Origin of the sequence: Stenotrophomonas maltophilia group sp. msm4, from assembly GCF_032025605.1 — a bacterium.
Taxonomy (GTDB): Bacteria; Pseudomonadota; Gammaproteobacteria; order Xanthomonadales; family Xanthomonadaceae; genus Stenotrophomonas; species Stenotrophomonas sepilia.
In genome coordinates this window covers 37,558-62,976 of record NZ_JAVSKK010000003.1, presented here as the reverse complement: position 1 = coordinate 62,976, position 25,419 = coordinate 37,558, and the positions used below count along the sequence as shown (strand labels likewise).

28 protein-coding genes are annotated in these 25,419 nt (G+C 64.4%); 24 read left to right on the top strand and 4 right to left on the bottom strand.

Annotation, left to right across the window (positions count from 1 at the left end; genetic code table 11):
• Positions 1-3: 3 nt before the first annotated feature.
• Positions 4-615, top strand: a complete 612-nt coding sequence (locus ROV93_RS14645) for a YbhB/YbcL family Raf kinase inhibitor-like protein (protein ID WP_072167382.1) — start codon at positions 4-6, stop codon at positions 613-615.
• 126 nt (positions 616-741) lie between these two features.
• Here ROV93_RS14645 and ROV93_RS14640 read toward each other — a convergent pair whose 3' ends face one another.
• From ROV93_RS14640 to ROV93_RS14630, 3 genes are all read right to left on the bottom strand, one after another.
• Entirely contained in the window at positions 742-1,200 is a 459-nt protein-coding gene (locus ROV93_RS14640) for an META domain-containing protein (protein WP_072167381.1), read from the bottom strand.
• A 167-nt stretch (positions 1,201-1,367) separates the two neighbouring features.
• A complete protein-coding gene (locus ROV93_RS14635; protein WP_005420968.1) occupies positions 1,368-2,192 on the bottom strand; it encodes an META and DUF4377 domain-containing protein in 825 nt (274 codons plus the stop codon).
• A gap of 73 nt (positions 2,193-2,265) precedes the next feature.
• Entirely contained in the window at positions 2,266-3,060 is a 795-nt protein-coding gene (locus ROV93_RS14630; RefSeq protein ID WP_065195965.1) for an undecaprenyl-diphosphate phosphatase, read from the bottom strand.
• A 223-nt stretch (positions 3,061-3,283) separates the two neighbouring features.
• Between ROV93_RS14630 and glnA the strand changes: the two genes are divergently transcribed.
• From glnA to ROV93_RS14520, 22 genes are all read left to right on the top strand, one after another.
• Positions 3,284-4,693 (top strand): type I glutamate--ammonia ligase, encoded by a 1,410-nt coding sequence (gene glnA, locus ROV93_RS14625; RefSeq protein ID WP_005420964.1) that lies wholly within the window; start codon positions 3,284-3,286, stop codon positions 4,691-4,693.
• A gap of 342 nt (positions 4,694-5,035) precedes the next feature.
• Positions 5,036-5,374: a P-II family nitrogen regulator gene (locus ROV93_RS14620; protein WP_004134334.1), complete on the top strand. Its 339-nt coding sequence runs from the start codon at positions 5,036-5,038 to the stop codon at positions 5,372-5,374.
• A gap of 22 nt (positions 5,375-5,396) precedes the next feature.
• A complete protein-coding gene (amt, locus tag ROV93_RS14615) occupies positions 5,397-6,827 on the top strand; it encodes an ammonium transporter (RefSeq protein ID WP_180890592.1) in 1,431 nt (476 codons plus the stop codon).
• A 124-nt stretch (positions 6,828-6,951) separates the two neighbouring features.
• Positions 6,952-7,509: a hypothetical protein gene (locus ROV93_RS14610; protein WP_072167378.1), complete on the top strand. Its 558-nt coding sequence runs from the start codon at positions 6,952-6,954 to the stop codon at positions 7,507-7,509.
• 138 nt (positions 7,510-7,647) lie between these two features.
• Positions 7,648-7,815, top strand: coding sequence for a hypothetical protein (locus ROV93_RS14605; RefSeq protein WP_176698774.1), 168 nt, complete (start codon positions 7,648-7,650; stop codon positions 7,813-7,815).
• 51 nt (positions 7,816-7,866) lie between these two features.
• Positions 7,867-8,373 (top strand): hypothetical protein, encoded by a 507-nt coding sequence (locus ROV93_RS14600; RefSeq protein WP_312540270.1) that lies wholly within the window; start codon positions 7,867-7,869, stop codon positions 8,371-8,373.
• A gap of 184 nt (positions 8,374-8,557) precedes the next feature.
• Entirely contained in the window at positions 8,558-8,878 is a 321-nt protein-coding gene (locus ROV93_RS14595; RefSeq protein WP_072167376.1) for a hypothetical protein, read from the top strand.
• Between the two features lie 33 nt (positions 8,879-8,911).
• Positions 8,912-9,118: a hypothetical protein gene (locus ROV93_RS14590; RefSeq protein ID WP_227836873.1), complete on the top strand. Its 207-nt coding sequence runs from the start codon at positions 8,912-8,914 to the stop codon at positions 9,116-9,118.
• A 249-nt stretch (positions 9,119-9,367) separates the two neighbouring features.
• Complete coding sequence (locus ROV93_RS14585; RefSeq protein ID WP_141653567.1) at positions 9,368-9,601, top strand: hypothetical protein; 234 nt, start codon at positions 9,368-9,370, stop codon at positions 9,599-9,601.
• A 1,016-nt stretch (positions 9,602-10,617) separates the two neighbouring features.
• Entirely contained in the window at positions 10,618-11,661 is a 1,044-nt protein-coding gene (locus tag ROV93_RS14580; protein ID WP_072167375.1) for a VENN motif pre-toxin domain-containing protein, read from the top strand.
• A complete protein-coding gene (locus ROV93_RS14575) occupies positions 11,651-12,196 on the top strand; it encodes a hypothetical protein (protein ID WP_141653566.1) in 546 nt (181 codons plus the stop codon). Before ROV93_RS14580 ends, ROV93_RS14575 begins: the two co-directional genes overlap by 11 nt.
• A 375-nt stretch (positions 12,197-12,571) precedes the next feature.
• Positions 12,572-12,847, top strand: a complete 276-nt coding sequence (locus tag ROV93_RS14570) for a DUF596 domain-containing protein (RefSeq protein ID WP_172412110.1) — start codon at positions 12,572-12,574, stop codon at positions 12,845-12,847.
• Between the two features lie 173 nt (positions 12,848-13,020).
• Positions 13,021-13,542 (top strand): hypothetical protein, encoded by a 522-nt coding sequence (locus tag ROV93_RS14565; protein WP_141653565.1) that lies wholly within the window; start codon positions 13,021-13,023, stop codon positions 13,540-13,542.
• A gap of 94 nt (positions 13,543-13,636) precedes the next feature.
• Positions 13,637-14,023, top strand: a complete 387-nt coding sequence (locus ROV93_RS14560; protein ID WP_072167372.1) for a hypothetical protein — start codon at positions 13,637-13,639, stop codon at positions 14,021-14,023.
• Positions 14,024-14,164: 141 nt separating this feature from the next.
• Complete coding sequence (locus ROV93_RS14555; RefSeq protein ID WP_072167433.1) at positions 14,165-14,911, top strand: N-acetylmuramoyl-L-alanine amidase; 747 nt, start codon at positions 14,165-14,167, stop codon at positions 14,909-14,911.
• A gap of 67 nt (positions 14,912-14,978) precedes the next feature.
• Entirely contained in the window at positions 14,979-16,145 is a 1,167-nt protein-coding gene (locus ROV93_RS14550) for an MltA domain-containing protein (RefSeq protein ID WP_072167432.1), read from the top strand.
• A gap of 107 nt (positions 16,146-16,252) precedes the next feature.
• Positions 16,253-16,567: a hypothetical protein gene (locus ROV93_RS14545; protein WP_072167371.1), complete on the top strand. Its 315-nt coding sequence runs from the start codon at positions 16,253-16,255 to the stop codon at positions 16,565-16,567.
• Between the two features lie 375 nt (positions 16,568-16,942).
• Positions 16,943-18,988, top strand: coding sequence for a TonB-dependent receptor (locus ROV93_RS14540; RefSeq protein ID WP_072167370.1), 2,046 nt, complete (start codon positions 16,943-16,945; stop codon positions 18,986-18,988).
• A 116-nt stretch (positions 18,989-19,104) separates the two neighbouring features.
• The gene (locus ROV93_RS14535) at positions 19,105-20,166 is read left to right on the top strand and encodes an ATP-binding protein (RefSeq protein ID WP_072167356.1); all 1,062 of its coding nucleotides are present in this window, start codon (positions 19,105-19,107) and stop codon (positions 20,164-20,166) included.
• Positions 20,159-21,607: a nitrogen regulation protein NR(I) gene (ntrC, locus tag ROV93_RS14530; protein ID WP_072167355.1), complete on the top strand. Its 1,449-nt coding sequence runs from the start codon at positions 20,159-20,161 to the stop codon at positions 21,605-21,607. Before ROV93_RS14535 ends, ntrC begins: the two co-directional genes overlap by 8 nt.
• Positions 21,608-21,700: 93 nt before the next feature.
• Positions 21,701-22,270: a superoxide dismutase family protein gene (locus ROV93_RS14525; RefSeq protein ID WP_072167354.1), complete on the top strand. Its 570-nt coding sequence runs from the start codon at positions 21,701-21,703 to the stop codon at positions 22,268-22,270.
• A 32-nt stretch (positions 22,271-22,302) separates the two neighbouring features.
• The gene (locus tag ROV93_RS14520; protein WP_053497798.1) at positions 22,303-22,929 is read left to right on the top strand and encodes a superoxide dismutase family protein; all 627 of its coding nucleotides are present in this window, start codon (positions 22,303-22,305) and stop codon (positions 22,927-22,929) included.
• 121 nt (positions 22,930-23,050) lie between these two features.
• Here the strand turns inward: ROV93_RS14520 and ROV93_RS14515 are convergent, their stop codons facing one another.
• Positions 23,051-23,938, bottom strand: a complete 888-nt coding sequence (locus ROV93_RS14515; RefSeq protein ID WP_065178704.1) for a hypothetical protein — start codon at positions 23,936-23,938, stop codon at positions 23,051-23,053.
• A 93-nt stretch (positions 23,939-24,031) separates the two neighbouring features.
• On the opposite strand from ROV93_RS14515, the gene ROV93_RS14510 reads away from it, so the two are divergent.
• A complete protein-coding gene (locus ROV93_RS14510; protein ID WP_005420942.1) occupies positions 24,032-25,327 on the top strand; it encodes an acetyl-CoA C-acetyltransferase in 1,296 nt (431 codons plus the stop codon).
• Positions 25,328-25,419: the final 92 nt, after the last annotated feature.

Sequence of the window (25,419 nt, the reverse complement as noted above, 5' to 3'; positions counted from 1 at the left end):
CCGATGCAACTGAGCAGCCACAGCCTGACCAACGGTGCACCGATCGACCGCGAATTCGCCGCAGGCGATGCCGCGGGCTTCGCACCGGACCGCAATCCGCACCTGGCCTGGAGCGATGTGCCGGATGGCACCCGTTCGTTCCTGCTGGTATGCGTCGATCCGGACGTGCCGACCGTGCCGGAGACGGTCGGCCGCACCGACATGAGCGTGCCACGCGACCAGCCCCGCTGTGATTTCGTGCACTGGGTGATGGCCGATATTCCGGCTTCGGTGCGCGAGATTGCCGCAGGCAGCTGCAGCGACGGCTTCGTGGTGAAGGGCAAGACCACGCCGGCCGGGCCGGCCGGCAGCCGCCAGGGCCTGAACGACTTCACCGGCTGGTTCGCCGGCAACCCGGACATGGCCGGTGACTACCTGGGCTACGACGGCCCCTATCCGCCGTTCAATGACGAGCGCGTGCACCGCTACTTCTTCCGCGTGTTCGCGCTGGACGTGGCATCGCTGCAGCTGCCGGCACGCTTCACCGCCGTCGACGCGTACCGGGCCATGCACGGCCACGTGCTGGCCGAAGCGGCACTGCACGGCACCTACACGTTGAATCCGGCGCTGGGCTGAGGCTGCATAACGGGTCGTGCCGGCCGCTGGCCGGCCACGTCCGTGTGTTGCTGCATTCGCCCGTGGCAGCCGGCCAGCGGCCGGCTCTACCGCTGGCGAAGACGGGCGACCCTGCGGCCGCCCTTTTCATTCGTCCGTACCGGCTACCGGCGCGAACACCAGCACATCGCCATGCGCATTGCGCAGCAGCAGGCGGCCACGCTCATCCAGCGCAAGCGTCATCTCTGCGCGTGCATTCACCAGCGTGCCGGCGACACGTTCCTGTTCGGCCACCTCGGCCCGCATGCAAGCGGCTGTGGTGATGATGCCGCCCTCAAGAAGCAGCCGGTCACCTTGCAGGTGATAGGTGCTGCTTGACTGGTTGCACAGGTTCAACTCGCTCATGTAGCCGGGTTGGAAGCGCAGCGTGTAGGGCGGTCGACCGCGCACGAACAACGCATCAATGCGCCGGCCCTGCGCGTCGGTGGCGCGCGCGAGTTGCCACGGATGTGCCTCGAGCTGCCCGGTGGTGGGCGTGCTGGCAGCGGCCACATCCGTAGACATGGCCAGCAGCGCGGCAATGATGAGGGCGGGGACGTGCTTCATGCCGATCTCCCTGATGCATGCGGGTAGTGCCGGCCGTTGGCCGGCAACATCCGCGTGTTGGCGGTGCTCCGCAAGGCAGCCGGCCAGCGGCCGGCTCTACCCACCACGAAGAAGGGCGACCTCGCGGCCGCCCTTCAAGAGCCAGCCGACTAACAGTCGGCTCTACATCACTTCTCGATGGCCGACTCGACCACCATGTCCAGCACGTAGGCCTGCGACGGCGCATCGGCCGGTGGGTTCTTCACTTCGTAGCGCTTCACGCGCACTACGTTGCGCACGCCGTCTTCGTGGGTGTAGCCCTCGATGTTGCCGTAGAAGTTCTCGAACTTGCCCGGCTCACCCTGCTTCAGGCCCTTGTCGTCGAACTTCACTTCGCGCACCTGCAGGCACTGGTAGTCCGGAATCAGCGGGTGCGAGCACTTCTCGGTCTTCGCGGCCACTTCCAGGAACACGGTTTCGCCGGCGCCGCCGTAGCGGGTTTCAGCGGTCGGTTCCGGGTTGAACACCAGCACGTCGCCCTTGGCGTTGGTCAGGGTCAGCTTGCCATCGGCATCCTGCTCGGCCTTCAGTTCGCCCTGCAGGCGGCTCGACACGGCTTCGTCCAGCGCCATCAGCGCCTTGTCGGTGCAGGCCATCATGGTCGAGGCCATCGCACTGACCGTCAGCTTGCCGTCGGCCAGGGTGTAGCCGCCGCCCATGCGGTTGCAGGTGTTGCTGACCGACAGGCGGCCATCAGCGAAGTCCAGGGTGACCGGCTTGTCTTCGCGGGCGAACAGCGCGTCGATGCGCTTGCCGTCGGCGCCGGTGGCCTGCTGCAGCAGCCAGTGCTGGCTCTGCAGGCGCTGCGCATCCAGGTGCGCCAGCGTCTGCTGGTCCGCTGCCTTGGTCGCGGCCGGGGCCACGTCGTCGCCGCCATTGCCGGCCGGGGCCGGGGTCTGGCTGCAGGCGGCCATCAGGGCCAGCGGGAGGAGCAGGGTGAGCTTGCGGTTCATGGTGATTCTCCTTGGGGAACCGTGGGGGAAACGGGGTGGGGCCGGCCATGGGGTTACCGTGCCCCAGTGCTGTTCAGCTGCCGGAGGGCAACCACAGCAGCAGCGCCGCGCCCAGCGCGATGCGGTAGAGGGCGAAGGCCGTGAACCGGTGCGACTTGATGTAGCCCATCAGCCACTTCACTACGACGAAGCCGGTGATGGCCGCGGCAAGGAAGGCCACGCCCACCTCGGTCCAGTTCTCGCTGCCCAGCTGCCCGTCCCTGGCCAGTTCCAGGAAGGTGTAGGCGCTGGCGGCGAACATGGTGGGAATGCCGACCAGGAACACGAACTCGGCGGCAGCGGCGCGGCGGCTCAGGCCCAGCAGCATGGCCAGGAAGATCGCCGAGGCCGAGCGCGAGGTACCGGGGAACACGCCCGCCACCACCTGCGCCAGGCCGACGCCGATCGCCACGGTCCAGGTCACCTGGTCGCGGTCGGGCAGGCGCGCGGTGTAGGCCTCCACCAGCAGCATCCAGACGCCACCGATGATCAGTGCCCAGGCCACGGGGCTGACCGTCTCCGGCAGCGACCAGCCGGCCTTGCGCACCACCAGGCCGACCACGGCGGTGACCAGGAAGGCGGCGCCCAGCTTGAACACGTACTCACGGTTCTCGCGTTGGTTCAAGCCGGTGGCCAGCTGCAGCAGGCGCTGGCGGAACACCAGCACCACGGCCACGATCGCGCCAGCCTGGATGACGATGTTGAAGAAGTCCGAGCGGGCACCCAGCCAGTGCTGGGCGATGAGCAGGTGGCCGGTGCTGGAGATCGGCAGGAATTCGGTCAAGCCTTCGAGGATGCCCAGCAGCAGGGCGGAGAGCAGGTCGGACATGGACGGTGCGGGCACGGGCGGCGGAAGGAAGGAGGTCGAGAGGATAGACGATCCCTGCTGCACCAAACGGGTGCGTCTGATGGCGGGTGCACCGGTTTGGTGCGCACCGTTCTGCACCGGCGCGGAGCAGCCATATTGAAATCAACAACTTGCGGGAATCAAAAAGTTGGCACGGTCATTGCTGTACCTCAGCAGGCATTCATCCCCATCCGAGGTCGTACCGATGTCCGTGGAAAACGTTGAGAAGCTGATCAAGGACAACCAGATCGAGTTCGTCGATCTGCGTTTCGTGGACATGCGTGGCGTCGAGCAGCACGTCACCTTCCCGGTCAGCATCGTCGAACCGTCGCTGTTCGAAGAAGGCAAGATGTTCGACGGCAGCTCGATCGCCGGCTGGAAGGGCATCAACGAATCGGACATGGTGCTGCTGCCGGACCCGTCCAGCGCGTACGTCGATCCGTTCTACGCCGATCCGACCATCGTGATCAGCTGCGACATCCTCGATCCGGCCACCATGCAGGCCTATGGCCGCTGCCCGCGCGGCATCGCCAAGCGTGCCGAGGCCTACCTGAAGTCCTCCGGCATCGCCGAAACCGCGTTTTTCGGCCCGGAGCCGGAGTTCTTCATCTTCGACTCGGTCCGTTTCGCCAACGAAATGGGCAACACCTTCTTCAAGGTCGACTCGGAAGAAGCGGCGTGGAACAGCGGCGCCAAGTATGACGGCGCCAACAGCGGCTACCGTCCGGGCGTGAAGGGCGGCTACTTCCCCGTCCCGCCGACCGACACCCTGCATGACCTGCGCGCGGAAATGTGCAAGACCCTGGAACAGGTTGGCATCGAAGTGGAAGTGCAGCACCACGAAGTGGCCACCGCCGGCCAGTGCGAGATCGGCACCAAGTTCAGCACCCTGGTGCAGAAGGCCGACGAGCTGCTGCGCATGAAGTACGTCATCAAGAACGTCGCGCACCGCAACGGCAAGACCGTTACCTTCATGCCCAAGCCGATCGTCGGCGACAACGGCAGCGGCATGCATGTGCACCAGTCGCTGTCCAAGGGCGGCACCAACCTGTTCTCCGGTGACGGCTACGGTGGCCTGAGCCAGCTGGCGCTGTGGTACATCGGCGGCATCTTCAAGCACGCCAAGGCCATCAATGCCTTCGCCAACTCGGGCACCAACAGCTACAAGCGCCTGGTGCCGGGCTTCGAGGCGCCGGTGATGCTGGCCTATTCGGCCCGCAACCGTTCGGCGTCGTGCCGCATTCCGTGGGTCTCCAACCCGAAGGCGCGCCGCATCGAAATGCGCTTCCCGGATCCGATCCAGTCCGGCTACCTGACCTTCACCGCGCTGATGATGGCCGGTCTGGACGGCATCAAGAACCAGATCGACCCGGGTGCACCGAGCGACAAGGACCTGTACGACCTGCCGCCGGAAGAAGAGAAGCTGATCCCGCAGGTCTGCTCCTCGCTGGACCAGGCGCTGGAAGCACTGGACAAGGATCGCGAGTTCCTGAAGGCCGGCGGCGTGATGAGCGATGACTTCATCGACGGCTACATCGCGCTGAAGATGCAGGAAGTGACCAAGTTCCGCGCGGCCACCCACCCGCTGGAATACCAGCTGTACTACGCCAGCTGACCGGGCGCGATGGCGGTGGGTTCCCCCTCCCACCCGCCGCCATCGCCTCCGTTCTCGCGGCTGGGGAGCCGCAAGGCGGGCGCAGGCCCGCCGTTGTAGAGCGGGTCGCTGGCCCGCTGCAGTACAGCGGACTGCCGGTCCGCTGAAACAGGGGCAAGAGAGACCGGATACGCGACCAGGGCTGCCCTCCCTCCCGCGTCGGTCGTGCAAGGAGAGAGGCACGGCCGTCCCGGCCCTGTACGTGTCCGGTGCAACAGCCACGGTCATCACCCTGATGACCCGTGGTTGCCTGATGCCAACGCGCGCTGGCGCGCTGGCCCCATCCACCCTCGGGACATGCGCATGAAACTGATCTCCGCCATCATCCGACCGTTCAAGCTCGACGAGGTCCGCGAGGCCCTGTCCGATGCAGGCGTGTCGGGCATCACCGTGACCGAAGTGAAAGGTTTCGGTCGCCAGAAGGGCCACACCGAGCTGTATCGCGGCGCCGAGTACGTCGTCGATTTCCTGCCCAAGATCAAGATCGAAACGGTGGTCACCGACGAGCGTGCCGACGCGGTGATCGAAGCGATCCAGTCGTCGGCAGGCACCGGCAAGATCGGTGACGGCAAGATCTTCGTCACCGCCGTTGAACAGGTCATCCGCATCCGCACCGGCGAAATCGGTGCCGACGCGCTGTAACCCCCTTCCGGAGATTCCCCCCATGAAGATGCGCCTTCTCACCGGGTGGCAAGCCCGGTTCCACCTGGTGTGCCTGCTGATGCTGCTCAGCGCGCTGGCCGCCGCTGCCTGGCCGGGCAGCGCCCACGCCCAGGCCCAGGTGTCGCCGCTGCCGAGCGAAAGCGTGGCCGTTGAACCGCTGCAGGACCCTGCAGCTGCAGCCGCTGCGCCGGCCGTGGCCGAAGCGGCCGCCGCCTATGATCATGGCGACGTGGCCTGGATGCTTACCTCCACGTTGCTGGTGCTGCTGATGGTGGTGCCGGGCCTGGCCCTGTTCTACGGCGGGCTGGTGCGTTCGAAGAATGTGCTCTCGGTGCTCAGCCAGATCCTGGTGGTGTTCTCGCTGGTGCTGCTGCTGTGGGTGGCCTACGGCTACAGCGCGGTGTTCAGTGCGGGCAATCCGTTCTTCGGTTCGTTCACCGAGTTCGCCTTCCTCAAGGGCTTCACCCCCGAGTCGGTGGGCAACACGCCGATCAAGGGCCTGCCGGATTACCTGTTCGTCGCCTTCCAGTCGACCTTCGCCGGCATCACCACCGCGCTGATCGTCGGTGCCTTCGCCGAGCGCATCAAGTTCCGTGCTGTACTGCTGTTCTCGGCACTGTGGTTCACCCTCAGCTACATCCCGATGGCACACATCGTCTGGGGCGGCGGCTACCTGGGTGAGCTGGGCGCGATCGACTTCGCCGGTGGCACCGTGGTGCACATCAATGCGGGCGTGGCCGGCCTGGTCGGTGCGTGGTTCGTCGGCAAGCGCCTGGGCTACGGCCAGACCGCGCTGAAGCCGCACAACGTACCGTTTACCTACATCGGCGCCATGCTGCTGTGGGTGGGCTGGTTCGGCTTCAATGCCGGTTCCGCCGCCGCCGCCGATACGGTGGCCTCGCTGGCCTTCCTCAACACCGTGCTGGCCACCGCTGCTGCCGTGCTTGGTTGGACCCTGGTGGAGGCGATCGGCAAGGGCAAGCCGTCGGCGCTGGGTGCGGCCTCGGGTGCGGTGGCCGGGCTGGTCGGCATCACACCGGCCTGTGGCACCGTCGGGCCGCTTGGCGCGATCGTGATCGGCTTTGTCGCCGGCGTGGTCTGCGTGTGGGGCGTGACCGGCCTCAAGCGCCTACTGAAAGTGGACGACACGGCCGACGTGTTCGGTGTGCATGGTGTCGGCGGCATCGTCGGCGCGATCCTCACCGGCGTGTTCAGCGCACAGTCGCTGGGCGGTACCAAGGCCGATCTGGATATCGCCCATCAGGTGTGGGTGCAGGTGGTCAGTGTCGGCTTGACCGTACTGTGGTCGGCGGTGGTGACCGCGGTCATCCTGCTGGTGGTCAAGGTCGTGGTCGGTCTGCGCGTGACCGAAGAGGCCGAACGCACCGGCCTGGATGTGACCTCGCACGGCGAGTCTGCCTACGAGGCCTGAGGCATGACGGGCGGCCCTGCGGGGCCGCCTGCCACCGCCATGGTGGATGCCGACCGTTGGTCGGCACTTCTACTGTTCTGCTGGGTGCCAAGCTTGCTTGGCACTGCCGGCGACTCAGCCACGCATGGCGTGGCTCTACCGTTCCTGCTTCAATGGCTGTCTGCAGGCGTGCGTGTTCGCCTCCAACGACTTCGATGGACTACAGAACGGAGCAGGTGTGATCCAGGCGACATCCGCAGCAGTGATGGAAGACATCGAATGGTATGTCTACCTGCTGACCCTGGACGACTACAGTCCGCATGCATTCGTGGGCGGCGTGGCTGGCGCAGCAGATCCAGAGCGCTGGAGCTTCGCCGTGGAGCTCATCTATCGCTGCCTTTCCGCCGGTCTGTGGCGGCTAACTTACGGCCTGCCTGCGGAGCTCGGGCTTCCCAGCATCGATGCCTTCTGCCACAAGCTCTCGGTTGTCCGTCCGGATCAGCTTTCCGACGAGGGGCAGGTGCTGTGGCTGGATACCTACATGGAAGCGACGGAGCTGTGCCTGGATCTGGTCTCGCGTTACCTGCGTTCGCAGTCGAGCGGTGAGACGACTTTTCATCCAGGATTCCAGGATGAGATCGAACGGCTGTTCTCCGATGCCGGAGTGCCCTGGAGTCGTGGGCCTCTGTTCCCCATCGCCTGAAGCGCCTTTTGCGGAACGGCTTCTCGTAGAAGGTGCCCTTTTCCTTCAAGCTATGCTCTGGATCAGGACGACCTGTCCCGTTGTCGGGGCGGGTGTCGCCCCAGATTCCGAACGGCGACCAGCGCGCAAGGAGCAGGCGTGAACTATTTCAGACTCCGTCCATGCAGCGGCATTGGCAGCAAATGGGTGCTGGATGATGTGGATCATGTGGACAACTTCGGTGCTGCACTGATCGTCAGTGAGGGAGTGAAGTCACGCCTTGAGCGGGCAGGCGTGATTGACGTGATCTTTGATCAGGTTGGGTAGACTGGAAGTGGGACAGGGGTTTCCGTTGCGGTACCAGGGAATGGGTTTCGAATGACTATCCATGCAGTTCTTTTCCCCTACTGGACCGGCGATTGCCACGTTCCTTCCGGAGAAGAGAAGATCGGTGACGCGCCGGTCATCCACCACGGGCAGGGGCGGGGTGTCGGTGAAATCGCAGCGTGGCTGGATGGAGACTTCGGCCATCTCGGCCGCGGCAGCGAACTGCGGACCCGCAGTGCCTTTGCTGCGCCCACAAAGGGTGACGAGGGCAGCGCATGCGTCCACTATGGAGAGGGGCATGCCGTCCTGCGGGCAGCCGATTTCTTCCTGGTGTATTCGCGATGGAACTCCCAGGACGTCGTCTTGTTGACGCGACCCCAGATATTGGCTTTGCTTGAGGGCTATGCAGTGTTTCGAAGCATGAATCCGCAGAAGAAGCATCGTCCGCCCGTGCCGTTTGCCATCGAGTACGAGGCCGAGGGTGAAGAGGCGATCCGATGGTTCACACAGGCCGGGGGCTGCTTCGACCCGGGGATGGATGCTGGGCCGGAGTACTGAATGACAGCTATGCGGCTCCAGCACCCTGATACGCCCGCGCATGTGCGCTGCGCGAAGGAACGGCATGGAGGGCATGAGGCGTGGATCGCGGAAATCTGTCCGGGCAGCGTATGCATCGGTCATTGATCGGTACGGGTTCAGTCAACTCGAACGGAGACGGGAATGTAGCGCAGGTAGGTGGACCTTGCTTCTATCAAGCGTCAGCGCACTGGCCCGGCTTTTCCTGCTCGCCCTTTGGGGTGTGGTCACTTTCAATCGGAACACCGACAACTCCCTCGGAATCTACGAGTTGTCCACTCCGGGTGTAGAAGCGCTCTTCTGGGGCTGCTTCTTCGGGCAGCCCATGCTGACCGTGGTGATGTTCATCCGGATGGCATTGCGGGACCGTTCCGCGTTCTACGAGATCCCACTCGCGATCGCGATCGCGGTCTGGGGCCTTTTTTCTGTACAACCTGTCGTTCTTCAGAAGCTGAGCGGCATGCCGGCCGGCCGAGCGCCGGCCTGACCAGGTCGCGCAGTCCATGGTTACAATCTGCCCATGATCAGCTCCCGCCCTCTGATTACCGCACTGCTGGCGCTGACGGCCTGCACCGCCACCGCGCAGCACAACCCGCTCGCCACCTCGGTGCCATCGCCCAACCACAACGCGCGCACGCCGATCATCAAGGTTGCGGCCGAAGCTCACTACTTCATCCGACAAAGTGGTATGGACGATGTGATTTCTGTAAGGATCAGGAATCAGTGAGTACTGAGCGCATTGCAATCCATCTCCAGGCACGGCCTGACAGATCCATCTCGATTGCCGAGAGGCATCTCCATGTCATGGATAGGATGTCGGCAATCGAGTGCCCATTGGGATTCCGTGGTCTCGAGCTGCCCCCTGTACCCGACGTGGAGAAGAACTGCTGGCAAGCTATGAGATCAAGACTGGACTGAAAGGTCTGTCGATCATCGGTACAGGTGGCCCGGGCGCGAGTACGCGGATGTGGCTGCGTTGGACGAGATCATTCTGTATGGGTTCGGAAGCAGCAACAAGGCACTGGACTATCCGGGCGTTCTGAGGAACGGCGTCGCTTCTGTTGCCGAGGCGTTCGGTGCGTACAGAGTGAAGGTCACGTGCGGTATGTATTCGATGGACTATCAGGACGGTGTGGGCCGAGAAGGGCCAACACTTGAGGATCTGAAAGCTGCTGGAGTCAAGATGTCGATGGGAGGAAGAACATCCTGACGATGTACCCTGCCCAGTTCTGGGATGCCGGTTTTGCAGCGACGCGCTTGGGTTCGGACCGGAGGAGGTTTTCTCCAGGCTTGAAGGCAAGGTTGATAAGGTGGAACTGACAGCGAGTGGTGTCCACATTCTCCTGAGTTACAGGGTTGATCTTTCCTATGGGGCAATCGCCGCACAAAAGCGCTTCAGGGTTTGCAATAGTCCGGAGCGTGACGGGATGACCCTACTGGCTACGTAACGCGCCTCGTCGATCCGAGCACCAGCAGTCTGATCAACATCACGGTGCCTGGAGCACATGCATTGGATCCGGGCTTTGTGTTCCGACAGGTGCTTCCGGATGGATTCGGTGGATTCTCAGTCTCAACCAGAGGCTGGGGTACGGGCTCGCGCCCAATGTGCAACTCGAATTCGTGGGCCGATAGAGAAGTGTGGAGTCCCAATACGCGCGATATTGGTAGCGAAGTTGGCAAGTTGCAGTGGCCTTGGAGTACTTTTCCCTCAAGGCAGAAATGCATGAGCTACCGGGGCCCTGATGGAAAGATGGTGGAGGTTTGCCAGTGAGTGAGCGTGAGTTGGGGGCAAAGATTGTGTCTGTGATTGCCAGTTCCGTGCTTGGAGCGGCTCTATTCATAGGCATTCCGCTGAGTTCTCGGATAGGCAGCTTTTCGCAGGCTGCAATTTTCACATCGCTGGTTTGCGCCATAGCCGCCGTGTTGGGCCTCATCTTCGGTGTGCCCGGGGTTATGCTTGTGGATAAATTTCTTCCGCGGTTCAAAGCTCGTCATGTTGTAGCTGCACCAATCTGTGCCTTGTTGGCGTGGCTCGCGTTCGAGGGTGCCTTCTCTCCTGGCGCTTGGATAAAGGTCTGGACCAGTCCTTCCTTTTGGTTTGGGTGGGCTCCCAGGCGCGCTGGCATCATGCTTTTCATCGGGTTGGCCGTGGGTGCCTTCTACATGTTGATCTGGCCGCGGATTGGACGAATGTTGAAGGTCAACACGGCCTTGTGACTGAGGGCGATGGAATCGGGTGCCTGTGCGCAGCAAGGTGGCGGCGGCAAACAGCCAGGCAAACAGCGGCGCGGGGAAGTGGGGCGCCTCGATGAGTACAACCGTGCACTGAACGCAGTGACGACGGCGCTGGTGGGTGGTGTGGCGGGACAGGGCGCTGGTCAGGTCGCGTCCAATGCACTGGCGGCCTATGCCGCTTACTTCATCGGCAGCAAGCTGGACCCGAACCACGGCAGCGATCCCAATGCGACTCTGCAATTGCTGTCGCATGCGATCTTGGGTGCGCTGCTGGCGGAAGCCAATGGTGGCAATGCGGGAACCGGGGCGGTGTCCGCGGCCGGTGGCGAGTTGGCCGCGAAGGTGCTGACCAATACGTTGACCGGCGGAGACCCCTCCAAGCTGAGCCCGGAACAGAAGGAGGTGGTGCTGGCGCTGTCGCAGGTGGTGGGTGCGCTGGCGGGTGGGCTGTTGGGTTGGTGCCTTGGCTGGCGGAATACCAGCGGGCATGCGTCTTGCAGGCAGGAATCGTTTGGAAATGGCGGTGTTGGGTCCTGTCTCTGCAATGCCCAGCATGCTTCTACGCTCGGGGGGCAAGTCCGGAAACAATTCCCGCAACCAATCAAATTGGATCCCTTGCATGGGATGTGGTGGAGCTGCGGTCGCCTTGGCCCGAAATCAACACGCTCTCGAAGTGGGGTGACAAAGGACCCGGCAGCAGTGGGGCGAGGCGTTCCTCAGCCCAAGCTTGTGACATTGTGGGAAAATCTACTTCTGACCGATGTCAAGTTCTCAAAGGATCAGTCCAGATACAGTGCGGATCAGACGCAAACAGACGTTTCCGTTGGTGATGCGATCGGAGCTCTTTATGGTAATGAATATTCCACAGCCGTTTCCAAGGATGGGGCAGTGGTCGTTTTGCAGAAAGGTAACAATATCTACAGGACCTATCCGAGTTCCTCTTCCGATGCTGTCCCATCTGCATCGCTCACCATTTCTGACCGGAAACAGCCTGTTCTGAAGATTGGTTTCGTCGGGAATGAAAATGGAAAATGATTATCTTCTTGAAATAAAAGAAAAGGTGGCGGGATTCGTTCCTCGTCTGGTTGATCTTGAAATGGATCTACCGCAAATGGTTTTTAGGGGGGCTGGCTGGCGCTTCAGGTTCTTTGAGAGGCCAGTTCTGTTGGATGATGACGTTATGTCAAATTTAATTGAAAGTTCATCAAGAACTTTTGGTTCAGGTATTTTTGTAAAATTCTCTCGATCGTCTGATTTGAATTCAGTTTTGGTGATTGATAATTCTTGCGTCGGGCGGGCATTTGATTCGGCCGCTGATGCTTATGAAGATAATTTGATGGACCTAGGATATCCTGTCATCTTTGGGGATCTGGAGGGGCGTTGGATCGGCTTTGAAAGTGTTTGCGAGGAGCTGGGTGTCCTTGCAGTTAGAGATTCGATCCAAGCACATGAGTTTATATCGAATCTTGGTGAGGGATTGATTTCGGTTCGTGATTTGCAGGCCTGGGCCGTGGATGGAGGCGACCTTGAGAAGGCCGCAAGAGCTTTCCTGGCAGCCTACAATGATTGAATTTTAATGGTTGATGGCGGTGTTATCTTCGGCGCCTTCGCACGGGTCAAGTCGCCCTTGACCGATCTGCTCAACAGCGTCGACGCCGCGCAAGTCTGACGGTCGCCTGCAGAAGATGCAGGGGCTTGCCGCCGAACGAGAAGTGGAATCTGGCAGATGTGTCTACGTTGCAACTCGGCCTGACGGTTCAAAGTTTACTCTGCGAAGCTTCTCTTCATCAGCCCAGCAGACAGGCGCAATGTGGACTACTGAAGTCAGGCATCCTCTGATTAGCAACAATAGAATCGTGGAGATCAAGTTCAAATGATGACTGGCGCGATCAGGAATGTTCTTCATTACTCCTATGGATACTCCATGGGAGTCCTATGGAGAAATATGAATATGGAGTTTGAGGGGGGCGGTATGAATTTTGAGCAGCAGACGGAAGAGTTCTTCTCGATGCTTAGGATGTTGATGGAGGAAGGGAAGCTGAAGCTTGCCTCGGATGGTGTCTTCGCCGATGGCGAAATCGATGCGCAATTGGGTGTTATGCGTCACGCTTGGCCTGCTACAAGAGATCAGGAAGATCTCGATGAGGATGGATTCTGGTTTCTTACGGATGCTCCGTTTGGATTGGTTTGGATCACGCCTGAGGGAGACGCCTGGACCTGATTTGAGCGTGGACTTCATCGGGTACAGCCCTTGAATCAACTCGCTTGGCGTGAACAAAAGCGGGGTAGTGTTTTGAAGCCAAAGTCCACTCTTGCGAGTGACTTTTCAGGATTCCGGATCGCGATGGCGCGGTGATCTAAGTGCCGGGTGGTGTATGTATCTACTGTCGAAGGATGATTGCTACCCACATGCGCTGTTGGGCGACCTCGCAAAGGAGGGGGCACAAACAGCAGTTGATGCCGAAGCGGGGGAATGAAGCAATCTACAACGAGGCAATCATCAAGTCGGGCTGCAGATCTATGGATGAAAGAATTAGAAAGCTCTGCGCTGAGATGTCTGCAATGGACGCTACGGCCGCATCAGAGTGGTTGATGAGTTACGCGCCATTGAAATCGGACAATTATCGGGATGCATTTGTTCTGATGAAGTGCCGCTCTTGGCCAAGGGCAGAGCAGAAGAAGCTGGCAAACTACTATTTGCAGGGTGTTCCTTTTGCGAGCTCATATCCCTACGAGGTGTTTCTTTCGTTTATGTCGGTGAGATCGTTCTTGAGTTGTCTTGATGCTTTCATTCCAGAGGCCGGTGCCTATCGTGACCTTCTTGCCTACCATATTGGTCCAGTTCTGGATCGGGCTGGAAAGAATGATTCGGATCGGGCGTTGATTGCGGAATTCATGGGTAAGATCAGCGGATAAGAGGATCATTGCGTCCGATTGCCCGATAGGCGGATGAGACCGCTCTGCCGCAGCACAAGATCTTTGATGATGGCGCCGCTATAAAGGTTCGACGATGAGCATTTCGCTCGAAGTCGAGGTCGGTTCCAGCCTCGAGGTCGTGCTACAAGCCTTGGATTCTATCCAGTTCGCATATTCCGATGATCTGGACAAGCTACAGCGGTATCTCCCAGCGTCCAACACGGGATTCGGTTTCCGTATCGTTGAACCGCCGGAGGCTGTCGTCGCGGAAGGGCAGGAGGCCGAGTGGCGTGTGGCGCTGATGGGTTCGTTCCATTTCCGCGCAGGCGGATTTGAATGCGCTTGGGAGGAAATTTGCCGTTTCATCAAGCGCTATGCTGCGGCATGTGAATCGCGGTTCGTGCTTTCCTTCCAGTTCGAGAGCATCTATGCCGCAAGATTTGGGCAGGATCTGATCTTTCCGGGTCCTGCTGCCTCGTAGTGCCGCTTCGCTCTTTCCATGTGATTCGCTACATCTTCATGATCAGGCACAGCCATCAGCACGCGGACTGCGGAGCCACCGGCGATGTCGATCGGTACGCTGCGTCGAACCACGGCCGCAGTCCATGGTTACAATCTGCCCATGATCAGCCCCCGCCTTCTGGTTTCCGCACTGCTGGCGCTGGCCCTTTCGGCCTGCACGGCTACCGCGCCCGTACAGCACAACCCGCTCGCCACCTGGGTGCCGTCACCGAACCAGAACGCGCGCACGCCGGTCATCATCGTCATCCACCACACCGAGCAGAAATCGGTGCAGCAGAGCCTGCATACGTTGCGCACGGCCAACAGCGGTGGGCCGGTCAGTGCGCACTACCTGATCGGCGCCGATGGCCATCGTTACCAGCTGGTGGCCGATGAGCGCCGCGCCTGGCACGCCGGGGCCGGGCGCTGGGGCACCATCACCGATCTCAACTCGGCTTCGATCGGCATCGAGCTCGACAACGATGGCCGCAGCCCGTTCAGTGCGGCGCAGATCGAATCGCTGATCGTGCTGCTGCGCGATCTCACCACGCGCCTGAACATTCCGCCGCGCCAGGTGATCGGCCATGCCGACCTGGCGCCGACGCGCAAGCAGGATCCGAGCCGGTTCTTCCCATGGCAGCAGCTGGCCGAGGCCGGATTCGGCGTCTGGCCGCGTGCGGCCGATGGTGCTGCGCCGGAAGGCTTCGATGCGTGGAATGCGCTGGCCCGCTTCGGCTATCCGCTGGACAACCGTGAGGCCACCGTTGCGGCCTTCCACCGCCGTTTCCGTGGTCGCGACGACCTGCCGAAGACGCTGGATGCCGAAGACGCCCGCATCCTGCACTCGCTGCTGCTGCAGACGCCGTGATCCGGCGCATGAACGCTTGACCCCGCGCTGGGTTGCCGCCCGGCGGCCGGCACTCCACCATGGCGGCATGATCGATTCCGCTACCTTCTTCAAGCGCAAGCACTGGACCCTGTTGGCAGCGGCGGTGCTCGCCGGTTGCGCCACCACTGCTCCCCGCACGGGCTCCGAAGCGCCCACGCCGCCCACGCCGCCGGCGGCCACCTACGCCAAGGTCGACTGGAAAGCCCTGCCCGCAGTCTCCGACGCTGATCTGCAGGCCGGCTTCGTGGCCTGGCGCAGCAGCTGCACCCGCCTGAAGAACGATGCGGTCTGGGCCAAACCCTGCGCCACTGCCGTCGCAGTATCAGACAAGGACCCGGCCGCGATCCGCCAGTTCCTGCAGCGCGACCTCGATGCCTACGCGCTGCGTGCCGGTGGCCACCAGGCCGACGGGCTGATTACCGGCTACTACGAGCCGATCTACCCCGGCAGCCTCACCCGCACCGACAAAGCGACGGTGCCGGTGTACGGCACGCCGGATGATCTGGTGGTGGTGCAACTGGACAGCCTCTACCCGGAACTGAAGGGCAAGCGCCTGCGCGGTCGCGTCGAAGGCAAGGTGCTCAAGCCCTATGACGACGCCGGCACCATCGCGGCCAAGGGCGCCAAGGCGCCGGTGCTGGCCTGGCTGACCGACCCGATGGACCTGCAGCTGCTGCAGATCCAGGGGTCTGGCCGCGTGCGCCTGGGCGACGGCACGCAGATTCGGCTGGCCTACGCAGAGCAGAACGGACACCCCTACCGCGCCATCGGCCGCTGGCTGGTGGACCAGGGCCAGCTGAAGAAGGAAGACGTCACCATGGACGCGATCCGCAGCTGGGCCCGGGCCAATCCTGCGAGGGTGCCCGAGCTGCTGCGCAGCAATCCCAGCTACGTGTTCTTCGTGCGCAACCCGGACAGCCCGGAGGGCCCGCGCGGTTCACTGAACGTCCCGCTCACCGCCGGCTACAGCGTTGCCGTGGACCGCACCGTGGTGCCGCTGGGCAGCCTGCTGTGGCTGTCCACCACGCGCCCGGACGGCAGTCCGGTGGTGCGCCCGGTGGCCGCGCAGGACACCGGCGGCGCCATCGCCGGCGAAGTGCGCGCGGACCTGTACTGGGGCAGCGGCGATGCCGCCGGCAAGCTGGCTGGCGACATGAAGCAGAAGGGCAACATCTGGATGCTGTGGCCGAAGGGCGTGCCCCTGCCCAACTGAACCGGCAAGGGTCGGATCCCTTCCAAAGGAAAGGGCTCTGACCCCGGATGCCTGATAATGGCTCCATTCCGTACTTTCCGGCCGCGCCTGCGGCCAGGGCTCCTGCAATGACCTACGCAAAGCACACCGCAAAATCCGGCGCGAAATCTGCCGCAAAGAAGTACTACAAGCACTGGGCCGAATCGGGCCTGGGCAAGGGCAACGTGCTGATGGAAGCGCGTGGCGAGAAGATCGTGCGGCAGGTGGAAATCTACGGGACCAAGATGGTCTGGGCCGACGAGCATGCCCACAGCGACGACCGCTTCCTGCTGGCCGACCAGCCAGTGTCGTTCCTGGATTTCGACGAGGACGACGAAATTCCCGCGCGTGAATTCGAAGCCGCCTGGAAGAAGGCACGGGAAGCCACCGGCTACCCGGTGTAATCCCCTCTCGCCACCCGTCTTTGTAGAGTGGGGGGGGGGGGGGGGGGGGGGGGGGGGGGGGGGGGGGGGGGGGGGGGGGGGGGGGGGGGGGCCGGGCGGGCCGCCCCCCCCCCCCCCCCGCCCGGGGGGGGGGGGGCGGGGGCCGGGGCGGGGGGGGGGGGGGCCCCCCCCCCCCCCCCCCCCCCCCCCCCCCCCCCCCCCCCCCCCCCCCCCCCCCCCCCCCCCCCCCCCCCCCCCCCCCCCCCCGGCCCCCCCCCCCCCCCCCCCCCCCCCCCCCCGGCCCCCCCCCCCCCCCCCCCCCCCCCCCCCCCCCCCTCTACAACGGCTACATGTGAAATGTTATATAATTACATTTTATCGTAGCCACCCCTTCCCATGAAGACTCCCACCCTGGTGGCCGCCCTCGCGGCCGCACCGTTCGCCCCTGAAGCCTTCGCACAGTCGGCCGACGCCGCGCTCACTCTCGGCAAGGTGCAGGTGCACCAGCACGGCGAAGGCCAGCTCAGTGCGCATCAGGTACTGACCTCGGTGGACGTCCTGGGTGCAGACCAGATCGAAAACCGCAACGTCTCGCACAGCTGGGAACTGCTCGGGCAGATGCCCGGCATCCAGCTCACCGAAACCCGGCAGGGCGCCGAATCGGGCAAGGTCAGCTTCCGCGCCTTCAACGGTGAGGGCTACCTCAATGCCATCAAGACGCTGATCGATGGCATCCCCAGCAACGTCAACAGCGGCAACCAGCGCTTCATCGACATGCTGTTCCCGCTGGACATCAGCTACATCGAAGTGGTGCGTGGTACCAACGACCCGCGCTATGGCCTGCACAACATCGGCGGCAACGTGAACTTCGGTACGCGCCAGGGTGGCAGCTACACCGATGCGCGCCTGGCCTACGGCAGCTACAACACTCGTGATGCGCAGCTGGCAGTTGGCCGTGAAGCCAATGGCTTCGCGCAGAACTATTTCGTTGGCACCCAGGCCAGCGACGGCTACCGCGACCACGACACCTCGAAGAAATATTCGCTGGGCGGCAAGTGGTTCTACGGCTCGCTGGACGACGGCCTGCGCGTGGGTCTGACCGCCCGTGCGTACCACCACGAAGCCGACGAACCCGGCTTCATGACCGCCGACGAGCTGCGCACGCACCGCCGTGGCAGCGAGCTGCGCAACGGCAACGATGGCGATGACCGCGACATGCGCCAGCTTGCTGCGCACCTGGACATGAAACTGTCCGACGCAATCACCTTCGGCACCCGGCTGTACTACAACCGCTACGAAGACGACCGCCGCGTGACCTTCAGCGACCTGCCCACCGGCAACCTGCCGCGCCAGCGCCGCATATGGGACGAGCGGCAGCATGGCCTGCTCAGCACGCTCACCTGGCAGGCCAGCCCCACGCTCACCGTCGAAGGTGGCCTGAACTACGAGCAGCAGGACAACGGCTACCTCCGCGAGCGCTACGCCTACGCCGAACCCACTGATTTCAGCCAGCCCCCAGCGCGGGTGCAGAACAATGATCGCCACAGCTTCGACAACTGGGGCGCCTACGTGCAGGCCGTCTACCAGCCCGTCGAGGCCTGGAAGATCGTGCCGGCCTATCGTATCGATCGCTTCAGTGGCAGCACGCACCTGATGAACGGCGTCTACGGCCGCCTGCAGGACTACAGCAGCATCGGCCAGCCCAAGCTGAGCGTCATCCACAGCCTGGGCCAGACCACCCATGTCTACGCAAACTGGGGCCGCACCTTCCAGGTACTGACCGGCTCCACCGCACCGGCCTACCTCACCCCAGGGCAGGCACCGATGCAGCCGTCCACCAACACCGGCATGGAGCTGGGCCTGAAATTCCAGCCGTTTGCCGGCAGCCAGGCACGCCTGGCGGTGTGGCAGCAGGACGCGGAAAACGAGGTGTCCAACATGCCGGCCACCGGCACCACGGTCACCCTGGGCAAGACCCGCCGGCGCGGCGTGGATGCGCAGTTGAGCCTGCAGCTGGGCGACGACTGGACGGTATGGGCGTCGCACGCCTACCAGGAAGCGAAGATCACCCGCGACGACCGCGATGCCAGCATTTCCCTGCAGGGCCGGGAAGTGGCCGCCACCCCGCGCCACATCAGCAACCTGGGCGTGGACTACCGCGCCACGGATGCGCTGCGGCTGGGCCTGCAGGCGCGTGCACAGGGCGATTACTACCTGGAAGAGCGCAACGTGGCCGGCAAGTTCGGAGGCTTCGCCGTGCTCGACCTCAGCGCGGCCTACCAACTCACCCCGCGTTTCAGCGTGGACCTGCAGCTGAAGAACGTTACCGGCCGCGAGTACGCCTACGCCTGGTACGACAGCTTCTTCTGGGACACCGCCCGCCCGATGTTCTCGCCGGCGCCGGGCCGCAGCGTATTCGTCGGCCTCAACATGAAGCTGTAACCGGCCACGCATGTGGTCGTGGTCGAGCTTGCTCGACCTGCGGCAGGGGGTCAGAGCCCTTTCCAGGCGGAAAGGGATCCGACCCCGAACCCCGCGTTTTGCACTACATTGGTGCAATGTCCGACCCCGCACCGCCGCCGACCCTCGATGCCCTGGGCACGCCGCTGGCCTGGGCCGGGGCCGATGGCTGCATTGCCGGCTGCAATCCGGCCTTCGCCCGCTGGCTGGGCGTCAGCGTCCGGCGCCTGCTGGGTCGGCCATTGGCCGCCTTGGAAGTGCAGGGCGAGGCGTTGGCCCATTTCCTGGCCCGCGACGAGCGCGACAGCCTGCGCCTGAACCGGCTGGCGCTGGCGGTGCCCGGCGAGGCGCCGCGCTTCGCCGAGGGTTGGATGAGCCGCCGCGACGATGGCGGCTGGTTGCTGGAGGCGCATCCGGTCGACGAATTCCCCGGGCTGGACCCGACCCAGGCCCTGCCCAGCGCGCTCAGCGCGGCGCTGAAGGGCTTGGCCCACGAGCTGCGCAACCCGCTGGCCGGGCTGAAGGGCGCGGCTCAGCTGCTGGCCCGCCGCGCGGCCCAGCGCGAGGCCAGCGAACGTGAGCTGATCGAACTGATCGGCTCGGAGATCGAGCGCCTCAACGGCCTGCTCGACCAGCTGCTGTCGCCGGCCCCGGCCGCGCCGCATGCCGAACTGAACATCCATGCCGCGCTGGAACGCGTGCTGCGCCTGGCCGAGAGCGAAGCCGGCTGGGCGGTGCGCCTGCAGCGTGACTACGACCCCAGCATCCCCGAATTCCATGGTGACGCCGACCGCCTCACCCAGGCGGTCTGGAACCTGGTGCGCAACGCGATCCAGGCCGGCGCCGGCAACATCACCCTGCGTACCCGCGTGGAGCATGGCGTGCGCATTGCCGAGCAGCTGCACACGCTGGCGTTGCGCCTGGAAATCGCCGACGACGGCCGTGGCGTTCCCGAGGAACTGGCTGAACACCTGTTCCTGCCCTTGGTCAGTGGCCGCGCCGAAGGCACTGGCCTGGGCCTGGCGCTGGCCCAGCAGGTGGCGCGCGAGCATCGCGGCACGCTGACCTACCGCTCGCGCCCGGGCCATACCGTGTTCACCCTGCTGTTGCCGATCGGCAACGGCGCCGCCCCGGCCGAGGAGGCCCCGCGCGATGTCTGAGTCTTCTTCGTCCCCGCAGCGCATCTGGGTGGTCGATGACGATCGGGCCGTGCGCTTCGTGCTGTGCACCGCGCTACGCGAGGCGGGCTACCAGGTCCTCGATTTCGACAGCGCCGCACCCGCCCTGCAGGCGTTGAGCGAAGGCCCGCCACCGGCGCTGCTGTTCACCGATGTGCGCATGCCCGGCGACGATGGCCTTGTGCTGCTGGACAAGCTCAAGGCCGCGCTGCCGCAGCTGCCGGTGGTGGTGATGTCGGCCTATACCGATGTAGCCAGCACGGCCGGCGCGTTCCGCGGTGGTGCGCATGAATTCCTGTCCAAGCCGTTCGATCTGGACGATGCGGTGGCACTGGCGCAACGGGTGCTGCCGGCCGTCGCACCGGCATTGGCGGCGGCCACACCTGCGGCCGAAGCGCATAGCGACCAACCGCCGCAACTGGTGGGCGATACCCCGCCGATGCGCGCGCTGTTCCGCGCCATTGGTCGCCTGGCGCAGGCACCGCTGGCGGTGCTGATCACCGGCGAGACCGGCACCGGCAAGGAGCTGGTGGCCAATGCGTTGCATCGCGAATCGCCGCGCGCGCAGGGTCCGTTCGTCGCGCTCAATACCGCTGCAATCCCATCCGAGCTGCTGGAAAGCGAGTTGTTCGGCCACGAGGCCGGTGCCTTCACCGGTGCGCAGCGCCGCCATATCGGCCGCTTCGAGCAGGCCAACGGTGGCACGCTGTTCCTTGACGAGATCGGCGACATGCCGCTGCCGTTGCAGACCCGGTTGCTGCGCGTGCTGGCGCAGGGCGAGTTCTTCCGCGTCGGTGGCCGCGAACTGATCCGCGTCGATGTGCGCGTGGTCGCCGCCACCCACCAGGACCTGGAAGGGCTGGTTGCACAAGGAAAGTTCCGCGCCGACCTGCTGCACCGCCTCGACGTGGTGCGCCTGCAGCTGCCACCGCTGCGCGAGCGCCGCGAGGACATCGCACAGCTGGCCAGTACGTTCCTGGCCGCCGCCGCGCGCAAGCTGGATACGCCGCCGAAGCGCCTGACCGCGGCCGCACTGCAGGCGCTGCGCGAACACGACTGGCCGGGCAACGTGCGCGAACTGGAAAACGTGTGCTGGCGGATGGCGGCGTTGGCGGCCGCCGACACCATCGGCGTGGCCGACGTCGATACCGCGCTCAACCGTACGCGCGGTCGTCGCAGCAGCACCACCATCGCCGATCCGGGGCAGTGGGAAGCGCTGCTGGCCGAATGGGCACGCCGTCAGCTGGCCGAAGGCGTGGAAGGGCTGCACGCGCAGGTGCGCGAGCGGGTCGACCATGCCCTGCTGGAGGCCGCGCTGCAGATCACCCACGGCCGCCGTGCCGAAGCCGCGGCCCGCCTGGGCCTTGGCCGCAATACCCTTACCCGCAAGCTGGGCGCCGGACGCCGCCGCGGGGGCCATTGAACGGCCCATGCACGCGATCCTCGCGCCCGCTTGCCGAACCGTTGATCGTTCATGGACGATGCAACGCTTAGTGTCATCTGCAAGGAGTCTTTGATGCGTCTGTCCTTTGCCATCCTGCCGTTGTCCGCCGCCGTGCTGCTGTCTGCCTGCGGCAGCGCGCCGAAAAAGACCGAACCTACTCCGCCGCCGCCGACCGTGGTCAGCGCAGCGAAGCAGGGCGAGGCCAATCTTGCACCGGCCTCGGCCAGCATCGTCAGTGGCCGCATCGCGCTGATGGTGGAGCCCGGTGGCATCCACATCACCGGCCTGGTCGGTGGCCTGCAGCCGATGCAGCAGGCCGGCTTCCACATCCATGAGCGCGGCGACTGCAGTGCGGTGGATGCCAGCAGTGCCGGCAATCACTTCAATCCCGGTGGTGCTGCGCATGGCCGCGCCGGCACCGGCAAGCACCACCTGGGCGACATGGACAATCTGCGTGCCGATGCCCAGGGCCGCGCCAACGTCGATATCCACCTCAAGGGGGTTACCCTTGGCGGAGGCGCCGCCACCGATATCGCCGGACGCGCACTGGTCGTGCATGCCAACGCCGACGACTATCGCAGCCAGCCCGCCGGCAATGCCGGCGTCCGCATCGCCTGTGGCGTGATCCGGGTCGTCCGCTGATCACTGCAGGCATCATCGAGGGAGAGATTCCAATGCGTCTGATCCACACTTCGCTGTTTGCGGCCATCGCCGCGCTGGGCCTGGCGGCCTGCAACCAGCAGCCCGCCGCGCCGCAGACTGAAACCCCGCCGGCCGCGCCGGCTGACGGCGCCACCACCGAGCCGGCTGCAGCCCCGGCACCGGCGGCGGCACCGACGGGCGATGCTTCGGCAACGGCCGAACTGGCACCGACCCAGGGCAACGAGACCAAGGGCAGCGTCACCTTCAAGGTGGTTGATGGCAAGGTCCACGTGACCGGCCAGATCACCGGCCTGAAGCCGGGCAGCGAACATGGCTTCCACATCCACGAGAAGGGCGACTGCAGCGCGCCGGACGGCATGAGCGCCGGCGGCCACTTCAACCCGGGCAAGCAGGATCACGGCAACGTCGCCACCGATCCGCACCACGGCGGCGACATGCCCAACATCAAGGCCGACGACAAGGGCGTGGCCACCATCGACGGCCCGGTGTCGAGCAACGTCAACATCGGCAAGGGTGATGACTTCGACATCATCGGCCGCGGCCTGATCGTCCACGCCGACGCGGACGACTACAAGACCCAGCCGACCGGCAACGCCGGCGCGCGCCTGGCCTGTGCGGTGATCCAGAAGGCCCCGTAAGAAACAAAGAACGCCGGCACAAGCCGGCGTTTTTCCTGATGGGTAGTGCCGGCCGCTGGCCGGCAATCACAGATCCGGAGGGTGCCGGCCAGCGGCCGGCACTACCCACATATCACCCGGATCAGCGCGCCAGCAGTTCGCGCGCGTCCTGCCCGGCCTCGCAGTGCACGAACAGTACCGGCACGCCATGTGCTTCCAGCACCGCGGCCATCTGTCGCTGGCGCATCAGGAACTGCTCGTAGATGCCCTTCAGGCGATCGCAGTCGTTCTTGCTGTGGCTGTAGTGCGCGCACCAACCGGCCGGGTCGAACAGCGCCATGCGTGCTTCGCCATGCGTATAGCGCAGCAGCGGCTCGGGCGCGGCATTGAGCCACTCGTCCTCGCCCGGCGCCATGATCGCGGTCTCGATCAGCGGCCACAGTGCGGCCAGGCCCTGGTTGTCGTACTGCATCGACATCATCGCGGCCAGGTCGTTCACGGTGAAATAGCGCGCGTGCTCGATGCGGGCACCGAAGGTGTTCTGCGCCATCAGCGCGGTGTCGGCGTGCGCCATGCCGTTGGCCAGCAAGGTTTCTTCCAGCGCATCGGCGACCGCGCTGGTGGTGGCCACGTCGCTGCCGGTCAGCAGGAACGGCACCACGCGCAGGCCACCGCCCACCAGCGTGGCATCGGCCTGGAACGGCAGTGGCACGTCACCTTCGGCATCGGTACCGAAAGCCAGCAGGCGCGGGCCCTGGTTGCGGCCCGGGGCACGCATCTGCAGTTCTTCCAGGCGGCGATGGATCGGCCAGCCCGGACGCAGCACTTCGGCCGGGTCGAAATGCGCGGCGGCGAACACCAGGTCCAGCTCGGCCACCTGTGGCACCAGCTTGGCCAGGTCACGGCCGACGCGTTCGGCCAGTTCACCGGCCTGTTCAGCGCTGAGCACCGCCTGGCGGGGGATTTCGCCGCCGGCCAGTTCCAGGGCCAGCACGCCAAGGGCATTCATCGCGGGGTCGGGTTTGCTCATGGTTCCACGGTTGGCCCATCACAGGGCGGCAGCTACACTTGGCTCCATTATGCCTGCTCCGTCGTGCAGGCCATGTTGCAGACACCCTCATCCATGCCAGGTATCTCCATGCCCAACGCTCGTCCCGTCGCCATCCTCGGTGGCGTCCGCATTCCGTTCTGCCGCCAGAACACCGCGTATTCGGATGTCGGCAACCTCGGCATGTCGGTCCGTACGCTGGGTGCGCTGGTCGAACGGTTCGGCCTGCATGGCCAGCAGCTGGGTGAAGTGGCGATGGGCGCGGTGATCAAGCATTCCAGCGACTGGAACCTGGGCCGCGAAGCCACGCTGTCGTCCGGCCTGTCGCCGCTGACCCCGGGCATCACCCTGCAGCGTGCCTGCGGTACCTCGCTGGACAGCATCATCACCGTGGCCAACAAGATCGCGCTGGGCCAGATCGAATCGGGCATCGGCGGTGGTTCGGACACCACCTCCGACGTGCCGATCGTCTACGGAAAGAAACTGCGTGCACGCCTGCTGGCGGCCAACCGCGCCAAGAGCACCGGCGACAAGATCCGTGCGCTCACCGCCGGTTTCAAGTTCTCCGAGCTCAAGCCCGAGTTCCCGGGCGTGGCCGAGCCGCGCACCGGCAAGAGCATGGGCGACCACTGCGAGGACATGGCGAAGGAGTGGAACATCTCGCGCGACTCGCAGGATGAGTGGGCGGTGTCGTCGCACAAGAAGCTGGCTGCCGCCTACGAGCGTGGCTTCTTCAACGACCTGATCGCACCGTTCCGTGGCGTCGAGCGCGACAACATCCTGCGCCCGGATACCTCGCTGGAAAAGCTGGCGACGCTGAAGCCGGCGTTCGACAAGGTTTCCGGGCGTGGCACGCTCACCGCCGCCAATTCCACCCCGCTGACCGACGGTGCCGCTGCGGTACTGCTGGCCAGCGAAGAGTGGGCGCGCGCGCATGGCCATGAGCCGCAGGCCTACCTGCGTGACGCACACGTGGCGGCAGTGGACTTCGTGCATGGCGAAGGCCTGCTGATGGCACCGACCATCGCGGTGCCGGAGATGCTCAAGCGCAACGGCCTGACCCTGCAGGACTTCGACATCTACGAGATCCACGAAGCCTTTGCCGCGCAGGTGTTGTGCACCCTGCGTGCGTGGGAGAGCGAGGATTACTGCCGCAACCGTCTGGGCCTGGACGCGCCGCTGGGCCGCATCGACCCGGACAAGATCAACCTGCTGGGCTCGTCGCTGGCCACCGGCCACCCGTTCGCCGCTACCGGCGCACGCGTGATCGCCACGGCAGCCAAGCAACTGGCCGAACGCGGCGGTGGCCGCGCACTGGTGTCGATCTGCACCGCCGGCGGCATGGGCGTGGTGGCGATCGTCGAACGCTGATCGCATCCATCGGTGGGTGCCGACCGTTGGTCGGCACGATCCGGCCGGCACTCCTGGAACTGAAAACGCCGCCCATCGGGCGGCGTTTTTTT